This window comes from Mesonia sp. K7, from assembly GCF_003233725.1.
GTDB lineage: Bacteria > Bacteroidota > Bacteroidia > Flavobacteriales > Flavobacteriaceae > Mesonia.
In genome coordinates this window covers 1-23,935 of sequence record NZ_QKQV01000011.1, presented here as the reverse complement: position 1 = coordinate 23,935, position 23,935 = coordinate 1, and the positions used below count along the sequence as shown (strand labels likewise).

The following is a 23,935-nucleotide window of genomic DNA, read 5'->3' as shown; positions in this document are numbered from 1 at the left end:
TATACTTAAAAGGACACTATATCATTTGAAGTTTTTTGTGTAAAGTACTCGAAAAGTGCTTTATAAATATTTTACCAAATCCCCAATTATGAGATTTTTAATAAAATGTTTTATAACATTTCTCATTTTATATTCGTCAACTACCTATAGTCAAACTTTTTCTGTTTCAGGAATTGTAACCGACTCTATCGGTAAACCTATTGCAGAAGCACATATCCATATTGAAGAAAAGTATGCAGTAAGTGAACCTGATGGTCGTTTTAGCATTCGGGCTATAGAAAAAGGGAGTTATTACCTCGCAGCGTCTTATATTGGTTATATTACGTTTGACACCATCATAAATGTATCGCAAAATATACATTTACCTATAAAACTCATTCCGGAGACCTCATCTCTTCAAGAAGTTGTCATTTCTGCCTCTGCGATAGAGAAAAGTACCGCTAGCAAAGAAGTTGTAGAACAAACCTATATCCAAAAAGAGTTTGCGGGTTCTTTGGCGAAGAGTTTAGAAAAATTACCTGGCGTAAACGCAATGGAAATTGGTGCAGGAAATTCAAAGCCCATTATTAGAGGATTAGGCCTCAATCGTGTGGCTGTAGCAGAAAACGGCATCAAGCAAGAAGGGCAGCAATGGGGAGCCGATCACGGTTTAGAATTAGATGCCTTGGCAGTAGAAAACCTCGAAGTATTAAAAGGTGTTGGAGCTATAGAGTATGGTAGCGATGCCATTGGTGGAGTCATCAAAGTAGACAACACCAAAGCACCAGAATACGAAGGTTTTTCAGGAAGTTTAACTGCTTTAGGGAAATCTGTTAATAACACTATTGGTAGTTCCTTAAATCTCAATTACAAAACGCCCAAATTCTTTTACAAAGTAAAGTTAACTGGCTTAGAGTATGGTGACTACAGTTTACCCGCAGATACGATTAACTATCTTAACTTCAACATTCCTATTTATAACGAAAAGCTTAAAAATACGGCTGGTAAAGAACTCGATTGGTATACACAGTTTGGTTATACTGGTGAGAAGTTCAAATCATTGGTCAGTGTGAGTCAAGTTTATCAAAAATCTGGGTTTTTCCCTGGAGCTCATGGTATTCCTTCTATCGACCGTGTTCGTCCTGACGGTAGTGAGCGAAATATCGAATTTCCTTACCAAAGAGCTACCCATTTTAAGCTTATTAATAACAACAGCATTTATTTTAACCAAGCAAGTTTAGATATTTTACTGGGTTATCAACGCAATTTAAGACAAGAGTGGAGTTTGTTTCATACCCATTATGCGGGTCAGACACCACCTATACAAAACCCTAATTTAGAATTAGGTTTTCAGTTAGACACTTACGATGCGCAATTCAAATTCAACAAAAGTTTTTCTACTGAACATAAAAGCAGTATTGGTCTTCAACTCAAATCGCAAGAAAATACCATCGATGGTTTTAATTTTTTACTCCCAAAATACAACAGTCGAAACATTGCTGGCTTTATTACCCACGAATATAGACCTTCACAAAAAGCACTTTACAGCTTAGGAATGAGGTACGACCACAACCATATTGATATCTCTCGTTATTACGACCCTATTTTATACAATTATTTAATTGGCAATGGCCAAACCCAAGAACAGGCTAACGCTTACGCTGAAAGAAGTCCTGAGGCAGAAAAAAGTTTTGACAGTTTTAATTTTATGGCAGGTATGCTTTATGAGTTTTCTCCTAAATGGCAGCTTAACGCCAACGCCGGAACCAATTTTAGAATTCCTACGGCCATAGAGCTTGGTGCCAATGGTATTCATCACGGTTCGTTTAGGCATGAGCAAGGAGATATCAACCTCAATCCTGAAAAAGGCTTTGTAGCTGATGTGAAAGTTACTTTTGAAGACAAGGACTTTTCAGTCTCTGCCAATCCGTATGCCTACTATTTTACCAATTATATTTTCTTAAAACCTACAGGTGTTTTTTCGCTACTTCCCCATGCAGGGCAATTGTTTGAATACACCGAGTCTGAAGCCTTACTCTCAGGATTAGAAATTGAAGTACAAAAAGTCTTTTTCGAAAAACTAAGAACCTTAATGATAGGCGAAGTATTACATAACAAACAAATCACTGGCGATGCTTCCAGAAATTATCCACTGCCTTTTACGCCTGCCAATAATCTGTTTTTAGAAACAGGTTACAGACTTTTTAAGGAAAGTGAACGCCTTGAAGCAGTTGAAATTTATATTAATTCCCGCTTAGCTATGGATCAAAACCAAATCGCTCAAGGCGAAATAACAACTCCGGGCTACGCTCTTTTTGGAATGGGTATAAGTGGTGAATTACATTTTAAAAAATTTAAAAGTAATATCAATTTACAAGTTACCAATTTGTTGAATACACAATACTTTAACCACACCAGCTTTTATCGAAGATTACATATCCCAGAAATGGGCAGAAATATTCAGTTAAATATCACCATCCCATTTGGAAACCAAGCGTGAGAATAGATAAAAAACATATAAGTTTTGTAGTCGCTGTTGCTTTTATAAGTGTGCAGTTAACTACGGCTATACATTATGTTTGGACCACTCATCACCATGTTATTGGCATAGCAAAGTATAAAGTTGAAATCCAACCCGACACATCGATCGCCGATCATCATTGTGAATATTTTCATATTAAGTTTTATGAATCTTTTCTTCCTAAAGAAATGTATTCATCTCTTTTTATTGATTTAATATGGGTTTATCAACATTCAAATTATCATAAACCTTTTCAACCAAGGCAAATAAAAGCTTTTGATAATCGGGGTCCACCTCAATTTCCTATAACCTAAACAATCATAAAGCAAGTTAACTTATAAAAAAGTACTTGCAACCTTTTTAAAAAATTATAAATATATAAATTGAACAAAATGAAAAATTATAAAATATATACCTTCATCACCATTTTAAGCCTCTTTTTTTATGCTTGTAGTAGTGATGACGATAGCGGATTAGACAATCAAGCACCATCCATAGAAATTCATGAGCCTACCACAGATCAAGTTTTTGAGTTGGGTAGTGAATTACACCTAGACATAGAATTAGAAGACAATGTAGAACTTGCTTCTTATAAAGTGGAAGTTCATAATAATTTTGACGGACACACGCATGACAGATCCTCAAATGTGACAAATGCTTCAGAGCCATGGTCATATTCCCAAACTTTTGAAATTGAGGCGGGCAAAACTTCTTATTCTGTTCTTGAGATGATAGCTATTCCTGCTGATGTACTTGAAGGCGAATACCATTTGGAAATTTTTGCCATCGATACTGCTGGGAACCAAAGTGAAGCGGTTGCAGAGTTTATTTTAGGGGAAGTTCATAGCGGTGAAGAGCATATCACCATTCAAAACATCATGATTGATAATGTCGCTGCTGGAGGAACCTTACACCCGCACGCCGATGTAGAAGCAGAGCATGGTATTCAGTCTATCTCTATAAACATTCACGGAGAAGATGTAACCCCAACAGGTGGTCAAGTAGAATGGGATTTTGACGAGACGTATACCACTTATAGTGGAACTTCAGTAGAATTTCACGAAAGTATTCCTGTTCCTGCCAATGCGGCTCCTGGAGAATACCATGTAACTATTGTTGTCGTTGATCTAGATGGTAACTCCCACGCAGAGGGAGCACATTTTGATATTCTATAATCAAACGCAGAAAAAACAAAGAGGCTAAAACCACAGTTTAGAATACAAGAAGTTTAGCCTCTTGTTTTTATCAACAACCCTCTACTAAAACTATTATTCTTATTTACAATGCTTTTGTATATTTGAATATGCTCATAACTAAAAAATTTATACTTGTGAAAAAATTAGTTGTATTATTTTCTGTCTTAGCAATAGTTGCTTGCCAGGAAAAAGAAGAAAAAACAGAAGAAAAAGAGATGGCAGTAACCTATCCTGAAACCAAAAAAGTAGATACGATAGATACTTATTTTGGTACCAAAGTAAAAGACCCTTATCGTTGGTTAGAAGATGATCGCAGCGCCGAAACCGAGGCTTGGGTTAAGGCACAAAACGAGGTTACTTTTGGATATTTAGACCAGATTCCTTACCGTGATTCTATCAAAAACAGGTTAGAAGAAATTTGGAATTACGAAAAAATAGGAGCGCCTTACCACGAAGGTGATTATACTTATTTCAGTAAAAATGAAGGTATACAAGACCAATCGGTGATTTACCGTTATAAAAAAGGAGGTAATGAAGCCGATGCAGAGGTTTTTTTAGATCCGAATAAATTTAGCGATGATGGTACGACTTCATTAGGCGGAATGAGTTTTTCTAAAAACGGAAAAATTTTAGCCTATTCTATCTCAGAAGGCGGAAGCGATTGGCGAAAAGTAATTGTTCTAGATGCAGAAACCAAAGAAATTATAGAAGACACACTCGTTGATATAAAATTTAGCGGAATGTCTTGGAAAGGCAAAGAAGGCTTTTATTACTCAAGTTATGACAAGCCAAAAGGCAGTGAACTTTCTGCTAAAACCGATCAGCATAAGCTTTATTATCATAAACTAGGCACCAAACAAAACGAAGATCAGCTTGTTTTTGGAGGAACTGACGCCGAAAAGCATCGCTACGTAAGCGGAAATGTAACCGAAGACAACCAATATTTACTTATAAGTGCAAGAACCTCAACCTCTGGCAACAAACTTTTCTTAAAAGAATTGTCAAAACCAAATGCACCGCTTAAAACAATAATTGGTCATACCGAAACCGATACGTATTTATTAGAAAACAAAGGTTCAAAACTTTATTTGGTCACCAACAAAAACGCACCAAACAAAAAAATAGTAACGGTAGATGCCAATAATCCTTCCGAAGAAAACTGGAAAGATTTTATTGCTGAAACAGAGAACGTTTTAAGCCCATCAACGGGTGGTGGTTACATCTTTGCTGAGTATATGAAAGATGCGGTTTCTACCATAAAACAATATGACCTTGACGGAAATTTGGTGCGTGATGTCGAATTGCCTGGCGTTGGAAGTATTGGCGGTTTTGGTGCTAAAAAAGAAGAAAAAGAGTTGTACTATTCGTTTACCAATTATGTAACTCCGGGTAATATTTATAAATACGATATCGAAAGCGGAAAATCTACCCTTTTTAGAAAGTCAAAAATAGATTTTGATACGAGCCAATACGAAAGCAAGCAAGTGTTTTACACTTCTAAAGATGGTACGAAAGTTCCGCTGATCATTACCCACAAAAAAGGGATCGAACTCAACGGAAAAAACCCAACCATACTTTACGGTTACGGCGGTTTTAACATCAGTCTCACTCCTAGTTTTAGCGTGGCCAACACTGTTTGGATGGAAATGGGCGGTGTATACGCAGTTGCCAATTTACGTGGTGGCGGCGAATACGGTAAAACTTGGCACGATGCCGGTACCAAAATGCAAAAACAAAACGTCTTTGATGATTTTATCGCTGCTGCGGAATATTTGATCGATCAAAAATATACCTCAAGTGATTATTTAGCAATTCGTGGTGGTTCAAACGGTGGTCTTTTAGTGGGAGCAACCATGACACAGCGACCCGAATTGGTACAAGTGGCTTTACCTGCAGTTGGAGTTTTAGACATGTTGCGTTACCATACGTTTACCGCTGGAGCAGGTTGGGCTTACGATTATGGAACTGCTGAAGATAACCAAGAAATGTTTAACTACTTAAAAAGCTATTCTCCAGTTCACAACGTCAAAGAAGGAACAGAATATCCAGCAACTTTAGTAACGACAGGCGATCACGACGATCGAGTAGTTCCTGCACATAGTTTTAAATTTGCTGCAGAACTGCAAGATAAACAAGCTGGAAATAACCCTACTTTGATTCGTATTGAAACCAATGCCGGTCACGGTGCAGGTACACCCGTAAGTAAAACCATCGAGCAATACGCCGATATTTATGGCTTTACTTTATGGAATATGGGCATCAAAAATATGCCGAAGAGTTAATACCATTCACTATTATAATTTAAAAAGCCTCGAAATTTGAGGCTTTTTTTATTTCTGATAGATAAAAAACAGCTCCTCAAAATTAGAAAGGGCAACGATGGTATCATAAACATAATTTGACACTTTTACTTGCCCCTTGAGATTGATTAAATCTAGGGTATCGGTCGTTTGGTGGTATTGTGGGTGTCCTCCCGTATGTAAACCTAACACCGAGATTTTCTTTTTGTAAAATGAAACATGGTCTGAGCCGCCCACCGAACCAACATGAACGACTGGATTCAAGTTGCTTCTTTTTCCTAAAGATTTCATCAGTTCTACTCCGTAAGGAAAAGTGCCTGCACCGCCCATAAAAATTTGTTGCTGTTCGTTGAGTCTACCCACCATATCTAAATTAATCATCATTTTAATTCGCTCCAGTGGGAAGAGTGGATTTTCTACAAAAAATTTGCTCCCCAACAAACCTTGTTCTTCGGCTCCAAAAGCAATCAAAATCATACTCCGCTTAAGTTTTTCCTTGTTCAAGGAGAGCTTCTCTCCTATTTCCAACAATGAAGCCGTTCCGCTCGCGTTATCGTCAGCACCGTAATAAATACTATCTCCAGATTTCCCGAGATGGTCGTAATGAGCTCCTAAAACAATAAACTCATCTTTTAAAATAGGATCATTTCCTTTGATAAGTCCAATCACATTAAAGGTTTTTACTGTACTACTGTCTTTTCGCATCATGGCTTCAAACTCTTGCTGGAGTACTGTAATTCCGTTTGCAGTAAAATCGTTGAAGATATATACTACCACCGAATCGTTGGCTTTTGTTCCAGGATATCGACCCGCTAATTTTTCGGAAGTTAGAAAATGAATATGGCCATAGATTTCTTTTTCGGTGATTTCTTCTTGGGAAAAAAGATGGAAAGCAAACAAGAAAAATAATATGCTTAAAAGTGATGGTTTCATCAAACAAAGTTTTCCCAAATATACAAATCATCGCTTAGATTATTCTATTTTTGAACTTATGCTACATGTCAAAAACTTACATTTCTCTTATTACGATCAACCTACCTTACAAAATATTTCGTTTCGTGTTGAAAAAGGCGAACACGTTTGTGTGATTGGTGAAAGCGGCTGTGGGAAAAGCACACTGTTAAAAGCAGTTTACGGTTTGATTGACATCGCTCAAGGCGAAATCTTTTGGAACAACGATAAAATTTTAGGGCCAGCATTTCAACTGATTCCGGGACATCAAAAGCTCAAATATTTAGCCCAAGAAGCCGAATTGATGCCTTACACTTCGGTGGAAGAAAACATCAAAAAATATCTGAGTCGTCAGTATCCTGAAAAAAGCCAACAGCGTTGTGATGAGCTTTTAGAGGTCATCGATATGGTGGGTTTTAATCACAGAAAGGTTAAAAACCTCAGCGGCGGACAAAAACAACGTGTTGCTATTGCACAAGCGCTAGCAAAAGAACCACAACTCTTGCTCTTAGACGAGCCTTTTAATTTCATCGATAATTTTAGGAAAAACAAACTGCGGCGGAACCTTTTTAACTACATGAAAAAAGAAAGTATTGCTTGTCTTTTTGCCACTCACGATAGTGAAGATATGTTTGCTTATGCCGACACGGCTTTGGTGTTAAAGGACGGAAAACTTCTTGCCAACAACACCCCAAAAAATCTATACGAAGCACGAGAAGATTTTTACATTTCTTCCCTTTTTGAAGAAGTGAACACCATCTCACAACAGTTATGGAAACCCAATTCTAACCAAAACCTTTTAGCCTACGTTTCGGATTTCGCTTTCGCGGAAAATGGAAAAATCAAAGCTAAAGTACTTCAGAATTATCCTGGTAAAAAAGAGTCTCTGATTGAAAGTATCACTAAAGAAACAGAGCAAAAAATTCTGTTTTGGCACGATCATAAATTTCGTGTCAACGAAATGATTCGAATAGATTTTAAAGATCAAGGCTTGCTGACAAGATTGTTAAATGCCTCTTCTTCCCAGTCATAAAATGTTATCTCCCCTAATGTTTCGCACAACGAAATGTATCGAGAGGTATATTTTATTCCTATCACTTTATTAGTTATGTCTAGTTCTAGATACAATCCCGAGTGCTCGGGATTACTCGAACTGACATACGCAAGGGTTGGGTCATCATCAAAAGAACATCTAGGATGTACGCGTTAATATTTATACGGCCCGTAATACACCATTTGGCGAACGATCCAATTTTTACGACTTTGTATATAACTACTCGCTGGATTAGCTTTATACCGCAACGGGTTGGGTAATACTGCGGCAATGGCTGCAGCTTCGTGCTTATTCAGGTTCTTCGCCGATTTTTTAAACCAATATTGGGATGCTGCTTCTGCACCGTAAATCCCTTTGCCCATTTCGATACTGTTGAGGTACACTTCCATAATACGTTCTTTACTCCATAAAGTCTCGATCAAAAAGGTAAAATACACTTCAAGCCCTTTTCTAAGCCAAGTCCTACCTGGCCATAAAAACACATTTTTAGCGGTTTGCTGACTAATGGTACTGGCTCCGCGTAAGCGTTTACCTTTTTTATTATTCTGAATAGCTTTTTCGATCGCTTCGTAATCAAACCCATTGTGTTTTTGGAAGTTTTGGTCTTCGCTACAAATCACGGCTAAATGTAGGTAAGGTGAAATTTCTTCAATCGGCTTCCAATCATGTGACCACAATTCTCGCTCTTCTGATGGTTGCTCAAAATAACGAATGACCATCAAAGATGTCGCAGGGACGGGAACCCATTTATAGAGCAACACCCATAAAATGGTAAATACAAAAAAATAAAGTATCCCTTTTAATATGAATTTGAAAAACCTTTTCATCCGTTTCTGTTGGTTAAATCTGCTAATTGTTGTCCTACAAAAGTACCAATGGCAATTCCCATTCCGCCCAATCTGACGCCACAATATACGTTATTTGAAACTTGTTTTAAAATGGGTTTCTTGGTTTTGCCCACGCCCATAATTCCGCTCCAACGATGTTCTATTTCTGCTTTTTGGTGGGGTAAAATCACTTCGCTCAACAATTTGTCTAACTGATTTTGAATTTGTTCGGTTGTCGAAAATTCCGTTGTCGTTTCGCCTTGCACGTTAAGGTTTCTACCACCGCCCAATAAAATTCGGTTGTCTATATTTCTAAAATAATAATAGCCTTGCTCGAGATGAAAAGTACCTTTGAACTGTAAATTCTCTATAGGTTTTGTAATTAAAACCTGCGCTCTTGCCGGATTTACTTTTTCGATGCCGAGTTGTTGGCCAAAACCGTTGGTCGCAATGCATACTTTTTGCGTTTGAAAGCTAAAACTGTCTAAGATTACTTCTACTCCGTTTTGAGTGTCTTCAAGAGCTTTCACATGGCAATGATTGAGGATCAGAATATCATTTTGAACCGCCTTTCGTAAAAGACAATGCATCATTTTGCCGGTATCAATTTGCGCTTCGAAAGCATTGTAAATGAATTTCGGAAGCACCTTACCAAAACTAAATTTATTCTCACTTTCACGGAATACCTTTTCGCTGAAAATAGGTTGCAACAAACGATTGATTTCTTCTACCCTAGAAAAGCATTCTTCGTAAAGTGCCGTATGGTTTTCGGTAAAAACTTCATAACCCCCATAATTTTTATACCCAATGTTTTTATCTCCTAAGTTATTTCTGAGCTGCTGTAACCCTTGATAACGTTTTGCCACTAAATGGGCAACTTCTCCTTCCGATTGGGTTTTAAGGTCATCTAATAGTTCTGAAACACTGCCAAAACAAGCAAAACCCGCATTTTTAGTACTCGCACCTTCAGGTAAAACCCCTTTTTCTAAAACCAATATCTTCGCCTTTGGGAAATTTTCGCGTAAGCGTAAAGCACAGTTTAAGCCCGTAATTCCGCTACCAATAATGGTAAAATCTACCTGTGTGAAATAGGTTTTGAGTTCCCAATATGATAATGATTTGTTCAAATAAAAAGAGATAAAAAAACCCTCGAAAAATCGAGGGTCAATAAAATTATGCTTGGTCTTTATACTTTTCGTCCATCACAAAGTCTTCCATAAATTTGGTGGTATAATTACCCGCTATATAATCGGGATGATCCATCAATTGTCTATGGAAAGGTATGGTCGTTGCAATTCCTTCGATGACAAACTCGTCTAAAGCACGTTTCATTTTATTGATCGCTTCTTCGCGTGTTTGCGCGGTCGTAATCAACTTGGCAATCATCGAATCGTAGTTTGGTGGAATTGAATAACCACTATACACATGTGTATCGATTCGTACACCGTGACCTCCTGGCGCATGTAAGTTGGTAATTTTACCTGGGGAAGGTCTAAACCCATTATACGGATCTTCTGCATTGATACGGCATTCGATTGAGTGTAGGTTAGGGAAATAATTCTTTCCTGAAATAGGCACTCCTGCAGCAACTAATATTTGCTCTCGAATTAAATCGTAATCGATTACCTGCTCTGTTATTGGATGTTCTACCTGAATACGGGTGTTCATTTCCATAAAGTAGAAATTACGGTGTTTGTCTACCAAAAATTCTACGGTTCCTGCTCCTTCGTACTTGATGTATTCTGCCGCTTTTACCGCTGCTTCACCCATTTTCTCACGTAATTCATCGGTCATAAAAGGCGAAGGGGTTTCTTCGGTCAGCTTTTGATGACGACGTTGTACCGAACAGTCTCTTTCAGAAAGATGACATGCTTTTCCAGTGCTATCACCTACAATCTGTATCTCGATATGGCGAGGCTCTTCGATCAGTTTTTCCATATACATTCCGTTGTTTCCAAAGGCAGCACCAGCTTCTTGACGAGCAGAGTTCCAAGCGTCTTCAAGATTTTCTTCTTTCCAAACCGCACGCATTCCTTTTCCGCCACCTCCAGCTGTAGCTTTTAGCATAACCGGGAAGCCCATTTTTTTAGCTGTTTTTAAACACTCGTCATAATCTTCGAGTAAACCATCTGACCCCGGAATACAAGGTACGCCAGCTGCCATCATCGTTTCTCTAGCTGAGGCTTTATCCCCCATTTTTTCAATCATTTCCGCGGAAGCTCCAATAAATTTAATCTCGTGCTCTTCACAGATTTTTGAAAATTTAGCGTTTTCAGATAAAAATCCGTAACCGGGATGAATCGCATCGGCATTAGTGATTTCTGCTGCCGAAATGATGTTAGGTATTTTAAGGTAAGATTCACTACTTGGTGCAGGACCAATACAAACAGCTTCGTCGGCAAAACGCACATGCAAGCTGTCTTGATCTGCTTTGGAGTAAACCGCTACGGTTTTGATGCCCATTTCTTTGCATGTTCTGATGACACGTAGGGCAATTTCTCCTCGATTGGCAATTAATATTTTTTTAAACATCTCGTGAAATTTTAAATGTTGAATTCTAAATTTTAATCCGCTTTAAGCGAAATCTCTTTTAAAGCTGTCGATTTAAAATTTCTTATGCTGGCTCTACTAAAAATAAAGGCTGATCGAACTCTACAGGAGAAGCGTCATCTACCAATACTTTTACGATTTTTCCTGAAATCTCGCTTTCGATTTCGTTGAAAAGCTTCATAGCCTCGATTACACATACAGTATCACCAACACTAATGCTATCTCCTACCTCTGCAAACACGGGTTTGTCTGGAGATGGTTTTCTATAGAAAGTACCAATAATTGGAGACTTGATGGTCACAAGGTTGCTATCTTCTGCTTTTTTCTCAGGTTGAGCCGCTGGAGTTTCTGCGGCAGGAGCTGCTGGTTGAGCTGCTACTGGAGCCTGTGGCATATTGCCCATTGGAATCTGCTGAACAATCGTGGTTTCTTTATCGCTACCTGTTCCTGTTTTAATGGTGATTTTGATATCATCCATTTCTAATTTAACTTCGCTTGCTCCTGATTTTGCAACAAATTTGATTAGATTTTGTATTTCCTTTATGTCCATAAATAAAAGTTTTTAAGTCTGATTGTTTGTTGTTATGAATTGTATGCCCATTTGAGGTAAATAGAACCCCAAGTGAATCCTCCACCAAATGAGGCAAATATGATGTTATCTCCTTTTTTAAGTTGTTTTTCGTAATCGCTAAGTAATAAAGGTAATGTTGCTGAGGTGGTATTTCCGTAGCGTTGGATGTTCATCAAGACTTTTTCTTCCTCTAAGCCCATTCTTTTTGCGGTGGCGTCGATGATTCTTTTGTTGGCTTGATGTGCTACCAACCAATTTACCGAATCCTTATCTAGATCATTACGTTTCATGATTTTCTCACTCACATCTGCCATATTCGAAACGGCAAACTTAAATACGGTTTTTCCGTCTTGTTGTACGTAGTGTAATTTTTGGGCAACCGTCACTTCGCTTGGTGGCATGATCGAACCTCCCGCGTCAATTTTTAAGAACTCTCTTCCAATACCATCACTTCGTAAATACTCATCCTGTAAACCGTAACCTTCGGTGTTGGGTTCGAAAAGTACTGCTCCGCCGCCATCTCCAAAGATGATGCAAGTGGCTCTGTCTTCGTAATCGATAATCGATGACATTTTATCGGCACCGACCAACAATACTTTTTTATACCTTCCTGATTCAATATACCTTGCCGCTGTAGACATTCCGTAAAGGAAACTAGAGCATGCTGCTTGTAAATCGTAAGAAAATGCATTGACGGCACCAATTTGTGAAGCCAAATAAACACCCGAAGAAGCTACTGGCATATCTGGTGTAGCGGTGGCAAAAATAACCATGTCTATTTCGGCAGGGTTTACATTTGCTTTTTCGATAAGGTTTTGTGCGGCTTTGATCCCGAGGTAAGAAGAACCTTTGTTTTCTTCTTTTAAAATTCTACGTTCTTTGATACCCGTTCTGGTAGTAATCCATTCGTCGTTGGTATCTACCATGCTTTCTAACATTTTGTTGGTTAAGACATGGTCTGGAACATATGAACCCACAGCAGTAATTGCTGCTTTTATATTACTCATAAATATTTTATTTCAAAAAAAGTAAAAAATCTATATTTAAAGAACAAAATCGACGTTTTATTCTAAAAATATATGCAAAGTAAAACGTTTTTAGCACTTTATCAACTAATTATCGTTAACATTTGCAAATTTTGAAATTTTAGAAACTAAACCTTGGTCTAAAAAAGAAAACCCTCACTTTTTTGGTGAGAGTTTCAATTCTAAATGAACCTTTTTTACGCTTCTACTTCTTCAGTATTGTCGATAAGTACTTGACCTCTGTAGTAAAGTTTTCCTTCGTGCCAGTGCGCTCTGTGGTATAAGTGAGCTTCACCTGTTGTTGCATCTACACCAATTTGTGGTGACTTTGCTTTGTAATGTGTTCTTCTTTTATCTCTTCTTGTCTTAGATATTTTTCTCTTAGGATGTGCCATTGCTAAGTATTATTTATCGTTATATAAGTTTTTTAATTTATCCCAACGAGGATCTGTTTCCTCTTCGTTGTCTTTTTCTTCTTTTATTTTTGGTTGTAACTCTTCTAATCTATCGAGTATGTCTGATTCTAAGGTACCGTCTTCTACCCCTGGGTGAATTCGCTTAAAAGGAATTGCCAATACAATCGCCTCGTAAATGTAATGTTGTACTTCGAGTTGGTATTCTCCGTGTGGGATAATCAACAACTCTTCGTTTTCGTCATTATAGGCTTCACCAAACTTCACTACCAACGAAAGATTGTTTTCTATCGCTTCGTCATAAGGCTCATTGGTCACATCACAATTGAGATTGACCGTGCCTTTGATATGAAAATTTAACTCCAACATCGTAGATTTTTTTTCGAATTCCAAATCTACTTTAACGTCAACTTTATTGAAATCGTCGTACTCAAAAAACGCAAAGAACTTATTATCAACTTGATACTCAAAATGATGTTTCCCCAGCTTTAATCCTACAAAAGGGATTTTAAATTCATTCAAATTCTTCATTTCATCATCAGTTTCGAGCGTGCAAATATATAAAATTTAATGTATTAACTCTAAAATTATCAACAAAAAATGTTTATAATTTTCTAGACTGCTTTTTCAGTGGGTTTTTGGTCAGTTTTTTATACTCTTTTCGGTTTTTATAGATGGCTATCGCAGTATACACCGCTTCTCTAAACGACGTAAAATCGGCTTCGTTTTTTCCTGCAATTTCATAAGCGGTTCCGTGATCGGGTGAAGTACGCACTTTGCTCAAACCTGCTGTAAAGTTGACGCCTTTTCCAAAAGCAAGGGTTTTAAAAGGGATCAAGCCTTGGTCGTGATAAGCCGCGATAATGGCGTCAAAATTCTGATAGTTTTTACTTCCAAAAAAGCTATCGGCCGCATAAGGTCCAAATACATATTGTCCTTTTTCGGTCAGTTTTTTGATGGTAGGCTTTAACACCTCATCGTCTTCTTTGCCAATGACCCCGTTATCACCACTATGCGGATTGATGCCCAACATGGCGATTTTTGGTTTGCGTATTTTAAAATCTGCTTTCAGCGAATGGGTAATCATGGCGATCTTATCCTCGATGAGTCGAGGCGTGATTTTTCCGGCTACGTCTTTTACGGCAACGTGATCGGTCAATAACCCAATGCGTAAGTCTTTGCTTACCATAAACATCAAGCTTTTTCCGTCACCGAGCTCTTGCGCGAGGTAATCGGTATGCCCCGGAAATTTAAACTCGTCGGATTGGATTACATTTTTATTGATGGGAGCCGTTACCAAGGTATCAATTTGGTTTTCTTTTAAGGCTTTGACCGCCGACTGTAAAGACAGCAAGGTATATTTTCCTATACTTTTATCTTCTTCTCCGAAATTGATCTTGACATTTTCTTTCCAGACATTGATGACATTAATTTTCCCATCGATGATTTTGTCGAGACTATTGACCCCTTGAAAATTCAAACTCAAATTATAGTGCTTTTTAAAGAAAGAGAGCAATTTGTTATTGGCAAAAATCACGGGCGTACAAAAATCCAACATTCTACTATCTTCAAAAGTTTTGAGAACAATTTCGCTGCCTATACCGTTTAAATCGCCTATACTAATCCCTACTCGAATGTTTTGAGCCTTTTTCATAAAATAATCTCTATTTTTGCAGGGTAAAGGTAATAAATAATCAGGAAGATGTTTACAGGAATCATCGAAACCCTGGGAAAGGTAAAAAACATAGAAAAAGAAGGTGGAAACCTCCATTTATATGTGTCTTGTAACTTTACCCATGAACTCAAAATCGACCAAAGTGTGGCGCATAACGGTGTTTGTTTGACCGTCGTGGATATCGAAAACGATACCTACCAAGTCACGGCTATTGAAGAAACGCTACAAAAAACCAACCTGGGTAACCTACAAAAAGACGACGTGGTCAATCTCGAAAGGGGCATGCAATTGGGTGCTCGGCTTGACGGGCATATTGTACAAGGCCACGTAGACCAAACCGCCGTTTGTAAACAGATAGAACAACAAGACGGAAGCACGATTTTTAGCTTTACTTATGACGAAAGCCTGCACAACATCACCATCGAAAAAGGTTCGATTACCGTGAATGGGGTGAGTCTTACCGTGGTGAACAGCCAAAAAAATGAATTTAGCGTAGCGATTATCCCTTATACCTTAGAAAATACTACGTTTAAGTATTTAAAAGAAAATGATGTCGTCAACCTTGAGTTTGATGTAATTGGGAAGTATGTAAAGCGGTTGGTAGAGGTAAACAAAAGCTAATATAGCAATAATACCAAGTAGTGTTGGTAATCATGCACCCGACTAAGTCGAGCGCTAGCGGGGAAGTATGTAAAGCGGTTGGTCGAGATAAACAAAAGCTAATATAGCAATACTACCTATAAAAAATTAAATTTCAATAGCATCAGTAATTGGACAAACCTATTGGACGACAAAGGTTTTTGGAGTTTAGAAAACTATACTCCGACTATAAACACAAAACCAAATACATCATCCCCCGCTAGCGCTCGTTTATAACGAGTGCCCACTATCAAATTCCCAAGAAACCTGCGTCATCAATTTTTAAAACCGTATGATCTTCTATAAAGTTTCTTGCACTAGAATACTTCCAGTCTTCTGGTTGTAAAACAAAACCGCTTTTTACAGGGTTGTTGTGAATATAGTTTATTTTTTGCAAAATAACCTTTTCACTCCATAACTCTATAGGTTTATTATGATGTTGCCAAAACTGATAGTTTTTAATATTCCCTTGTCTTCTTCCCGCTTTTTCAAACATCCATAGCATCCATTCCTTTCTGCTTTCTTGAGCATTATTATTAATCGCTTCAATTACTTTTTTGGCGGTATGTTTTTTAAAATCACGCAGAAGTTCCATAGGTTGGTTGGTAGAAGAGCGAAAGATAAAATGAATATGACTCGGCATAATACAATAGGCATAAAGCTCCATTCCTTTATTCGAACGACAATAGATAATACTCGATGTGATCATATCGAAATATTCCTGCCTGGTAAAAACATCTATCCAATAAACGGTTGCAAAACTCACAAAATATAACCCTGACTCGTTGTGAAACTTATATTTCCTACTCATAGCCTCACTAAAATAAAAAAAATTTTTTTGTTAAGTCTGTGGTTTTTTTGTTAGTGGCATTTAAACTTTCTGATCGATAAGTTTCTATCTATTGCTTTTTGCTGTACAGTTTTATCGATATGTACAGCACTCGTGATAAACGAGTTTAGTTAGCACTCGACTAAGTCGAGCGCTAGCGGGGCAATTCTAGGGGGTGAAAGTGGCAACGAAACAGGTAAATATAGGTATAGACCTTGTGAAATTGAGTGGTTTGAACATTTAATTGACCAATTTGAAGGAACTCCTACAGCAATATTTGTAAAGCAGTTGGGCACTCATTTAGCCAATCAATACTACTTTTTGGATGACAAAGGAGGAAATTGGAATGAATGGGGAGCATTTCCAAGACTACAAAGAAGGGAGCACCCAATTGATATAACCAAATATTTTAAAAACAGTGACAAAGTGACAATTATGTAGAAAACTATTTTTTTTGATGAAAATGAAAAGGTGCAGAAATGCGCCTTTTTATTATGTCTACATAGGATCTAAAAATTGCACCAAACACAAATTTAACAGGAAAAAAAGACCACTACAATCATTTTAAGTGGTTTAATTGGCAAGCGCTAATGGAATATAAGTATAATCTTAATTATAAAAGATTGATAACTTAAATATAAACTACTCTAAATATCTTTTTCAGAAAAATGAAGCAAAGTTTTGTTCTTGATTTCTAAACTTGTTATGCTATTTGAAAGCAATTTGTCAACTATAGCATCTGAAAAGAAAAGTTCGGTAATTCCTTGAATTGAAATAATATGTTTTTTTATATATCTACTATTTAAAACTACTTTATCAAAAGAGTTAAAAGGCTCTTTATCCTGTAACTCAATGTAATCATTAAGATTCTTTATCTCGAAGTATTCTTTATCAGAAGAATCAGCATCAAACGTCCGATATATTAATGATTCCGAAAAAATAATTGCAGATTTATTTATCCACGGAACATAAAGTAAGTAATAATCCTCGTCAACTCCTTTTATCTCGACTTTCAACAAACGATATTTTTCTTTAGATACATTTTCTTCTTTCAAACAGTCTACAACTTTTTGGCTAACCAAGTAATGAAAACCAAAAAAACGAGGTGTATAGCCCATTAGGTCTGTTACTTTGGCTTTTGGCAATAACTCGCCTTCCAAAGTGATGTCTAAATTGAAAATCTCGTCTCTGTGCTCTAAAAATTCTTCAACGTTCACTTGTGTAAGTAGATTGTTGTATTTGTTTCCTAAATCTTTCTCATCTAATTCCACTTGGTATATTCCGTTATTTACACCAATTATTTTAGGATTAGCTGAATTAGTAACTCTTTTAAATATTATATTTATACCCTTTGACTTTGTATAATCACACTTCTATTTTTATAACCATATTTTACTAAACTGAAAATTATTAATAAATTTTTTACAATTTATTTATATTTTTATCAAGGATTCCAATAAGATTCAAAAGTTTCAGGTTTAACTTTTTGAAATTTGTATTTTTCAAATAAAAAATCTTCATAAGTCATATTTGTATCCGATAAAAAACCATAACATTTAGAATTGGGCATAGAAATTACTGGTTCTAAATCTTTATTCAAACCAATCTCACGATTAATATAACCTTCTTCAGCGAATTCAAGAATCCAAACATTACAAGAGTTAATTAACTCATTGCATCTGTTTAAAAACAATCTTCTATAGAGTTTAAATAGTAAACCTTCTTTACTAATGCTATTCTCTATATAAACTTTTAAGTATTTCATTATAATTTTATATGTTTAAATTATGCAACTTGTCATCAAAGACTTTAAAATTAGGGTTGTTGGTTATTTCTTTATTAATTTTTTTTACTTGGGTTATTAATTCATAATAAAAATAACTTACTCCTTTTTGAAATGATACAATACTCATTATTAAAATTTCATTTGAAAAAGAAGTTGAGATTTCAACTGAATTTTCTTTTCTAATAAAATATAAAACCCCATCTGATTCAGTAAATTCAAATTCTTCCCTTGAGAATTCTTCGCTTAATAAGTCTTCGCAGATAAGAAGTAATGTATAAGCAAAATCTAATAAAGGTATCCAGCCCCAATCTAAATTAATTTTAGAATTATTATATTTTAATAAAACACTCCCCTGAAATGAATAATATCTCAAAGTAGTATCATTAACTTCAAGAGATTTTTTTTCTCTTTCAGAATTTGATATAGTATAATTTATTTTAAACATAATTTAATATTTAAAATGGAAATGCAGTTATAACTTCACCTTTTGGACTAATTACTACACGTAAGTTTGTGGCTGAATTTCCATTTATGTTAGTTCCAATTACTCTCCCGAAATTATATTCTGCTATAACCCCAGGTCTGCCCCTTGTATTAAGTCTAAAAGCCCCTTCAGTGGTGGTAGTGTTGATAAGATTTAACAATTGTTTTAAAGAAGTTCCTTTAGAAAATTTTCCAGCTCCTTCTGCTATACTATTGTAGGCGTGTCTATCTAAAATATGTAGTAAAGCATTTTGGGTTAACTTGGCAGGGCCAGCTTTTAAAGCTACTTTTAATGGACCACTAGGTATTAAGGGTAATGAACCTATTAATAAATAAGGAGAGTTTTCTATACTATAGTTTCCAGCTCCTTCATAATCCTCCATCATTATATGCGTTAAAAGCATGGCTTCTGTTCCATACGGATGCAATTCTTCCATTACTTGAATACCCTCTTGAGCTGCTTGAGAAACTTTTTCAACTCTTTTAGATTGACTTGCTAGTCTATTAGAGGCTTGTAAGGACTCTTCATTAGTAACACCACCTGAAGCAGCTAAGGTATTGGCGTCTTCTACCATCTGTTGTCCATTAATACCTAGAAAGTCCCCAGTAAAGATACTTTTTAATCGATCCCAAAAAGTACAATCTGGAGGGCAACCACAACCATTTCCAGAACTCTCAGCTTCCATTCCTGTTGGGTCAATCAAATTAACAGGATTATTATGAACATATACGAAAGGTGACCAATTTGGATACTTCTCCGCCAACGGGTCAACACTTAACCAAATACTCCATTTGGGGTTGTAGTATCTTGCGCCGTAGTAATAATTCCCTGTCTCCTCATCAAACTCCTTTCCGTTAAACTTAAACGGGGTATTGTTGGAGTTTTGGTGTTCGTCCACCAAAAGCTCTCCGAAGGGTAAATATTCCATATGTTGGGTCACGTCTCCCGCTAAGTTAGTAATATAGCTCGAACTTCCCAAATGGTCGGGGTGAAAATAAAAACGCTCTACGTTGGTCAAATCATGGTCGGAAATGTCATCTATATGTGCAGGATAACTAGGGGTGCCCCCGTGTGAAGGAATACTAGCCGGCACATCTGTTCCTGTGGCAGAAGGTAAACTTTTAGAAAGACCAAACTTCTGGTAGGCTTTGGTAACGATAAGGCTAGCATCTCCCATCAGAAAGAGATCCGCATATTCGGTAATGAGCATCGACTGAGTTTGGTCATATACGTCAATATACAACAAACCATGCCATCTGTTATAGCCAAGCATTTCTTGACTGGTTCCCAAACGACTCCCTACACGTTCACTACCTATATAATAATAGTTGGTATACTTTAGCAAAGGATTTGGACCTTCTTCAGGGTTTTCAGCAGGCGGTAAAACCTTGGCGACTACCAGACCACTCGGGTAAATCATGATATTTCTTCGGTCTGCCAGCTGACGGTCTTCTGCATTGGAGTAAGCATCTATACGATCCTCATTGTACTTGATGATACGTTCCCCATTGGCATCATACACATATACCGCTACAGGATGCATATGTTCGTTTTCCGGGTCAAGATCTACGGCCGTCAATCTATTTTCCTCATCCCATAGGTGTTCCCGTAATACAATCTCCTCTTCATCTCTTACCAGTTCTTGTTTGATGATGGTTTGGTTACCGTTATGGTCGTATTCTATGGTTTTGTGTTTTATGTTGGGGTCACCATCGTTTGTATTGGGATCATAACCACCATCGGGCATTTCTACAATTCTTCTAGGAGCATGAGGCTGTACATAACCATAATTATCTCCCGCTACATAGGCTCCTTGTGCATATTCTTGATAACTTAGCCCATAAGAGTTTGGTTTGTTGAGAGAAGCAGTATTAGGGTCAAGATAATAATAGGATGGTACCCCGTCATAATAATGTTGTTGTGTCTTGCTGATGATGTTATGGCTTTTGTCATATTCCATCTGTAAGGTGTATTCCTGGGCAAGAAAGTCATTACTTCCCAGGTTTCCGTCATTAGGACCTACATACAATCCATAGGCCGCCATCAATCTATTGTAATTATCATAGGTATAATGATGCTCCCCTGGACCTCCCAATTGTCCTAAACCAGGTAAGGTATTGCCTGGGTTTGAAGTAGTGATGTCGGTAATATTGGAAAGAACATCATAAGTATATAGTTTTTTGATGTTTTGGTTTCCGCCTGAGAAAGTATGCTCTACCTCATCTAATCTTCTACGGATATCATAATCATAATTGGTAAACGTACCATTGGCGTATTCAATCCGTTCGCGTTCGCCAAATTGATTATAATAGATATTGCTAACAATTTCTACAGTATTATGCAAACCACTATTCTTAACATCAGAGGTTACTTTATATAATTTTCCAGCGTCATTATAATAATATTTAACTTCTTCATCATCAGGGTATTGTATCTCGTGTACTCTACTCCAACTGTCATATGTCCATCGAGTCCGAAACCATACACCTCTTCTTCCGGCCACATTTACTACTCTGGAAACTTCAATAACATTCCCCAATTTGTCGTATTGGAAATACTGTAATCCCGACGCATCTTTTTGAACAACTACTCTTCCGATAGAGTTTTCTGCGTAATTGACGCCAGAAGTTCCATCGTCTCCATAGACATACCTTACGTTGTTTTCTGGATTATTGGGGTAATTAATGCCCAATAACCTATTATAGGTATAGTCATAGGTAATCTTACCGGGGTTTTCACCTGCCAGCAAATTGGAAGATTCCCGTTCAATCAAGTTTCCAGCAGTATCATACTTTAACTTGGTAACTCCCTGGTCTGGGTGTTGTATTTCGGTTCTTCTACCAGCCATATCATAGATACTATTGGTGACATAGCCCATAGTATTGGTGACTTTAACAAGTTCGTTTATTGCATTATAGTCAAAAGTGGTCGTAATCTCATCATTTTGTACTGTTTTTCTTTTTCTACCACGGTTGTCTATATAAGTACTGTTGGTTTGTCCAGCCTCGTTGATCAGGGTTTGTTTGAGCATGCCGTTCTCTACTTCATATAGCAGGGTTGCAGCAGTTGTTTCTCCAGGCTGGGTAATTGCAGTCTTGCGGTCTTTTTCATCATATTTCATTTCTAAAGGAGGATATATAGATGGCGGAATGCTATTATCATATTCCAAGTCTGTCCCCGTGGGATTGATGATATTATTAGGTGATTGTATAGTAGGAAGATAACTTTCTATCACCCTACCAAAGGCATCTACTTTGTTTTTACCACTTACTTGCCAACCCAAAGTATTATTGGTAGAATATTGGTGTGTTTTTTTAACTTGAATACCCTTGCCTAATCCATCTACAATACTGATGGTAAGCAATTCATTTTGTAAATTAAAATTACTACTCCAAGGATAATTATAGTCCAATTTTTTCTCTAAATGTCTTGTCACCGCATAATGTTCGTTATTATTAGAGACAGCCAATGAATAGGGTATATTGGCCTCAAAACTTCCTTTAGCATTAAAAAGATAAGAAGAGGTATTGGTTCCTATTGTTCCCTCCAGAGGATCCTCTCCTTTGTATTCCATACGAATGATCCAATTATCTTCACCAAATGAATGATTCCCTTGTATAGGTTCTGAAATTTCAATGACTCTCCCTCGATCATCTATACGTGTTCTGATTTTATTGTTATTAACTTCTTTCGTGAGCACTGGAACCCCAAAGAGATAATTGTATTCCATTTCCGAGAACTCTCCAAATGAATTCTCCACTTTGATGGGATAGGTTTTTACTTCAGTATCATAGGTTATATCTTTTGTAAAAGATGGAGAAGAAGGATTGCCATAATCTTCTTTACTGTCTTGTGCAATAACCTTAGTTAAATTGCCCAAAATGTCATATTCAAAATTGATAGTATTCTCATCATTACCATTAAGCTTTGTACGTACCTCAATTATTTTTCCTTGGTTATACTCAGCACTACGCTCTCTCATTAGAGTGCCAGTGCCACTAACCCCTTTTAAGACACGGACCATGCTAGGATAGCCAGGACAATATTCATCATTATTAATATCTATTCCCGTGTTATTAATCATTGGGTGGTAATTGATTTCTGTGGTGTATATATCATCTCCTCCCTCGCCATAATTTGTATATACCTCTAAATTTCCAAATTCACTATACTTTAGGAATTCTTCAATAGATTCAATATATTGTGAGTTTTCGTAATTTCTGTTTATGGTTTTGACAGGCACTACAAATAAGCGGGATTTATCAATCAACGTTTCAGGATTATTGGTGGTGGCAAGAGTAGATTCAATATAGAAAGTACTGAGGTTGGCATTTAAATCTACTTGTGGAGCATCAGGATTCAAAAGGTTGTACTTCGTTTCTTTAGAGCTTAATATATTACCTGTGCCATCAAATGTTTTTACAGATTTTGGAGCTCCTTTTAAATAGTAGTTGTCGTTGTGGTATTCGGTTTCTGAATAACGGTAGGTAGGATTGCCCGATTGCGTTACATCCTTTTGTGCAACGGTTACTTTTTCAAAACCAAAGAACGATCTTTCCCTACGGTCATACTTAGGGTTTTCGTAAGAAACCTCAGTTAAGGTGTTGTTAGGGCCAAAAGCACTATCACCATTAAACCCATCATTGGTTTCAACTTTATTCAAGACCCATTTGCTTTGGGGCATATCATAGGTATTGCCTATTCGCTGATAATCTACTTCCCAAGACCCTCCCAAAGGGGTATGTACCTTTTTAAGAAGGTGTGTTTTGTCTGTCGTGTTTAATTTTGCCCCTATACCAGAGGAAGTTTCGCTTAACAAATCAGGTAAACCATCACCATTTATATCCCTAAAAGTTGATCTTGTTTTGCTCATTCCCAGAGACCCACCTGCATTTGGGGTACCGATAAATTTCAAATTAAAGCCAAAAATAGAAAAGGCAACTCCAAACGTAAATGTAAAATAAGCATTTCCTCCTAAAGAAAAATCCTCGATCGGGCTCCCAGAGCCAAATGAATGGGGCATGATATCAAAACTACTGCCATTGTTGAGGTGATAACTATAGGTATCATTGTCTTTATCCCAAAAAACCAAATCTATCAATCCATCTCCATTCACATCAAGGAAGAATACATTT

General features: G+C 37.0%; 19 protein-coding genes. 5 read left to right on the top strand and 14 right to left on the bottom strand.

Features of this window, described 5'->3' with window-relative positions; genetic code table 11:
• Window positions 1–88 precede the first annotated feature (88 nt).
• The 3 genes from DNG35_RS08735 (at window position 89) to DNG35_RS08720 (ending at window position 5,978) form a co-directional block, all read left to right on the top strand.
• Window positions 89–2,479: a TonB-dependent receptor domain-containing protein gene (locus tag DNG35_RS08735; RefSeq protein ID WP_111128067.1), complete on the top strand. Its 2,391-nt coding sequence runs from the start codon at window positions 89–91 to the stop codon at window positions 2,477–2,479.
• Window positions 2,480–2,892: 413 nt separating this feature from the next.
• Window positions 2,893–3,675 (top strand): DUF4625 domain-containing protein, encoded by a 783-nt coding sequence (locus DNG35_RS08725; RefSeq protein WP_111128062.1) that lies wholly within the window; start codon window positions 2,893–2,895, stop codon window positions 3,673–3,675.
• Between the two features lie 128 nt (window positions 3,676–3,803).
• Window positions 3,804–5,978, top strand: coding sequence for a prolyl oligopeptidase family protein (locus DNG35_RS08720; protein ID WP_111128060.1), 2,175 nt, complete (start codon window positions 3,804–3,806; stop codon window positions 5,976–5,978).
• 48 nt (window positions 5,979–6,026) lie between these two features.
• Here the strand turns inward: DNG35_RS08720 and DNG35_RS08715 are convergent, their stop codons facing one another.
• Window positions 6,027–6,929, bottom strand: a complete 903-nt coding sequence (locus DNG35_RS08715) for a M28 family metallopeptidase (protein ID WP_111128270.1) — start codon at window positions 6,927–6,929, stop codon at window positions 6,027–6,029.
• Here DNG35_RS08715 and DNG35_RS08710 point away from each other — a divergent pair.
• A complete protein-coding gene (locus tag DNG35_RS08710; protein WP_111128056.1) occupies window positions 6,907–7,980 on the top strand; it encodes an ABC transporter ATP-binding protein in 1,074 nt (357 codons plus the stop codon). The genes DNG35_RS08715 and DNG35_RS08710 overlap by 23 nt on opposite strands.
• A 173-nt stretch (window positions 7,981–8,153) precedes the next feature.
• Here the strand turns inward: DNG35_RS08710 and mtgA are convergent, their stop codons facing one another.
• The 8 genes from mtgA to pdxA form a co-directional block, all read right to left on the bottom strand.
• Complete coding sequence (gene mtgA, locus DNG35_RS08705) at window positions 8,154–8,828, bottom strand: monofunctional biosynthetic peptidoglycan transglycosylase (protein ID WP_111128053.1); 675 nt, start codon at window positions 8,826–8,828, stop codon at window positions 8,154–8,156.
• Window positions 8,825–9,955, bottom strand: coding sequence for an FAD-binding oxidoreductase (locus DNG35_RS08700; RefSeq protein ID WP_111128051.1), 1,131 nt, complete (start codon window positions 9,953–9,955; stop codon window positions 8,825–8,827). The genes mtgA and DNG35_RS08700 overlap by 4 nt, the downstream gene beginning before the upstream one ends.
• Window positions 9,956–10,001: 46 nt before the next feature.
• Entirely contained in the window at window positions 10,002–11,360 is a 1,359-nt protein-coding gene (gene accC, locus DNG35_RS08695) for an acetyl-CoA carboxylase biotin carboxylase subunit (RefSeq protein ID WP_111128048.1), read from the bottom strand.
• Between the two features lie 82 nt (window positions 11,361–11,442).
• On the bottom strand, window positions 11,443–11,928 hold the full coding sequence (accB, locus tag DNG35_RS08690) for an acetyl-CoA carboxylase biotin carboxyl carrier protein (RefSeq protein WP_111128046.1): 486 nt from the start codon (window positions 11,926–11,928) through the stop codon (window positions 11,443–11,445).
• A gap of 32 nt (window positions 11,929–11,960) precedes the next feature.
• Window positions 11,961–12,956 carry a beta-ketoacyl-ACP synthase III gene (locus tag DNG35_RS08685; RefSeq protein WP_111128042.1) on the bottom strand — a complete coding sequence of 332 codons (996 nt, stop codon included), beginning with the start codon at window positions 12,954–12,956 and terminating at the stop codon, window positions 11,961–11,963.
• A gap of 215 nt (window positions 12,957–13,171) precedes the next feature.
• Window positions 13,172–13,369: a 50S ribosomal protein L32 gene (gene rpmF / locus DNG35_RS08680; RefSeq protein ID WP_111128038.1), complete on the bottom strand. Its 198-nt coding sequence runs from the start codon at window positions 13,367–13,369 to the stop codon at window positions 13,172–13,174.
• A 9-nt stretch (window positions 13,370–13,378) separates the two neighbouring features.
• Window positions 13,379–13,918, bottom strand: a complete 540-nt coding sequence (locus DNG35_RS08675) for a DUF177 domain-containing protein (RefSeq protein ID WP_111128034.1) — start codon at window positions 13,916–13,918, stop codon at window positions 13,379–13,381.
• Window positions 13,919–13,991: 73 nt separating this feature from the next.
• A complete protein-coding gene (gene pdxA / locus DNG35_RS08670) occupies window positions 13,992–15,041 on the bottom strand; it encodes a 4-hydroxythreonine-4-phosphate dehydrogenase PdxA (protein WP_111128031.1) in 1,050 nt (349 codons plus the stop codon).
• Between the two features lie 48 nt (window positions 15,042–15,089).
• On the opposite strand from pdxA, the gene DNG35_RS08665 reads away from it, so the two are divergent.
• Window positions 15,090–15,683 (top strand): riboflavin synthase, encoded by a 594-nt coding sequence (locus DNG35_RS08665; RefSeq protein WP_111128027.1) that lies wholly within the window; start codon window positions 15,090–15,092, stop codon window positions 15,681–15,683.
• Window positions 15,684–15,951: 268 nt separating this feature from the next.
• On the opposite strand, the gene DNG35_RS08660 is transcribed toward DNG35_RS08665, so the two are convergent.
• The 5 genes from DNG35_RS08660 to DNG35_RS12310 form a co-directional block, all read right to left on the bottom strand.
• Window positions 15,952–16,512: a transposase gene (locus DNG35_RS08660; protein ID WP_111128024.1), complete on the bottom strand. Its 561-nt coding sequence runs from the start codon at window positions 16,510–16,512 to the stop codon at window positions 15,952–15,954.
• 665 nt (window positions 16,513–17,177) lie between these two features.
• Window positions 17,178–17,801, bottom strand: coding sequence for a hypothetical protein (locus DNG35_RS08655; protein WP_111128021.1), 624 nt, complete (start codon window positions 17,799–17,801; stop codon window positions 17,178–17,180).
• 173 nt (window positions 17,802–17,974) lie between these two features.
• A complete protein-coding gene (locus DNG35_RS08650) occupies window positions 17,975–18,295 on the bottom strand; it encodes a hypothetical protein (RefSeq protein WP_111128018.1) in 321 nt (106 codons plus the stop codon).
• 7 nt (window positions 18,296–18,302) lie between these two features.
• On the bottom strand, window positions 18,303–18,761 hold the full coding sequence (locus DNG35_RS08645) for a hypothetical protein (protein ID WP_111128015.1): 459 nt from the start codon (window positions 18,759–18,761) through the stop codon (window positions 18,303–18,305).
• Between the two features lie 10 nt (window positions 18,762–18,771).
• Entirely contained in the window at window positions 18,772–23,823 is a 5,052-nt protein-coding gene (locus DNG35_RS12310) for an RHS repeat-associated core domain-containing protein (RefSeq protein WP_304598490.1), read from the bottom strand.
• Between the last annotated feature and the right edge of the window lie 112 nt (window positions 23,824–23,935).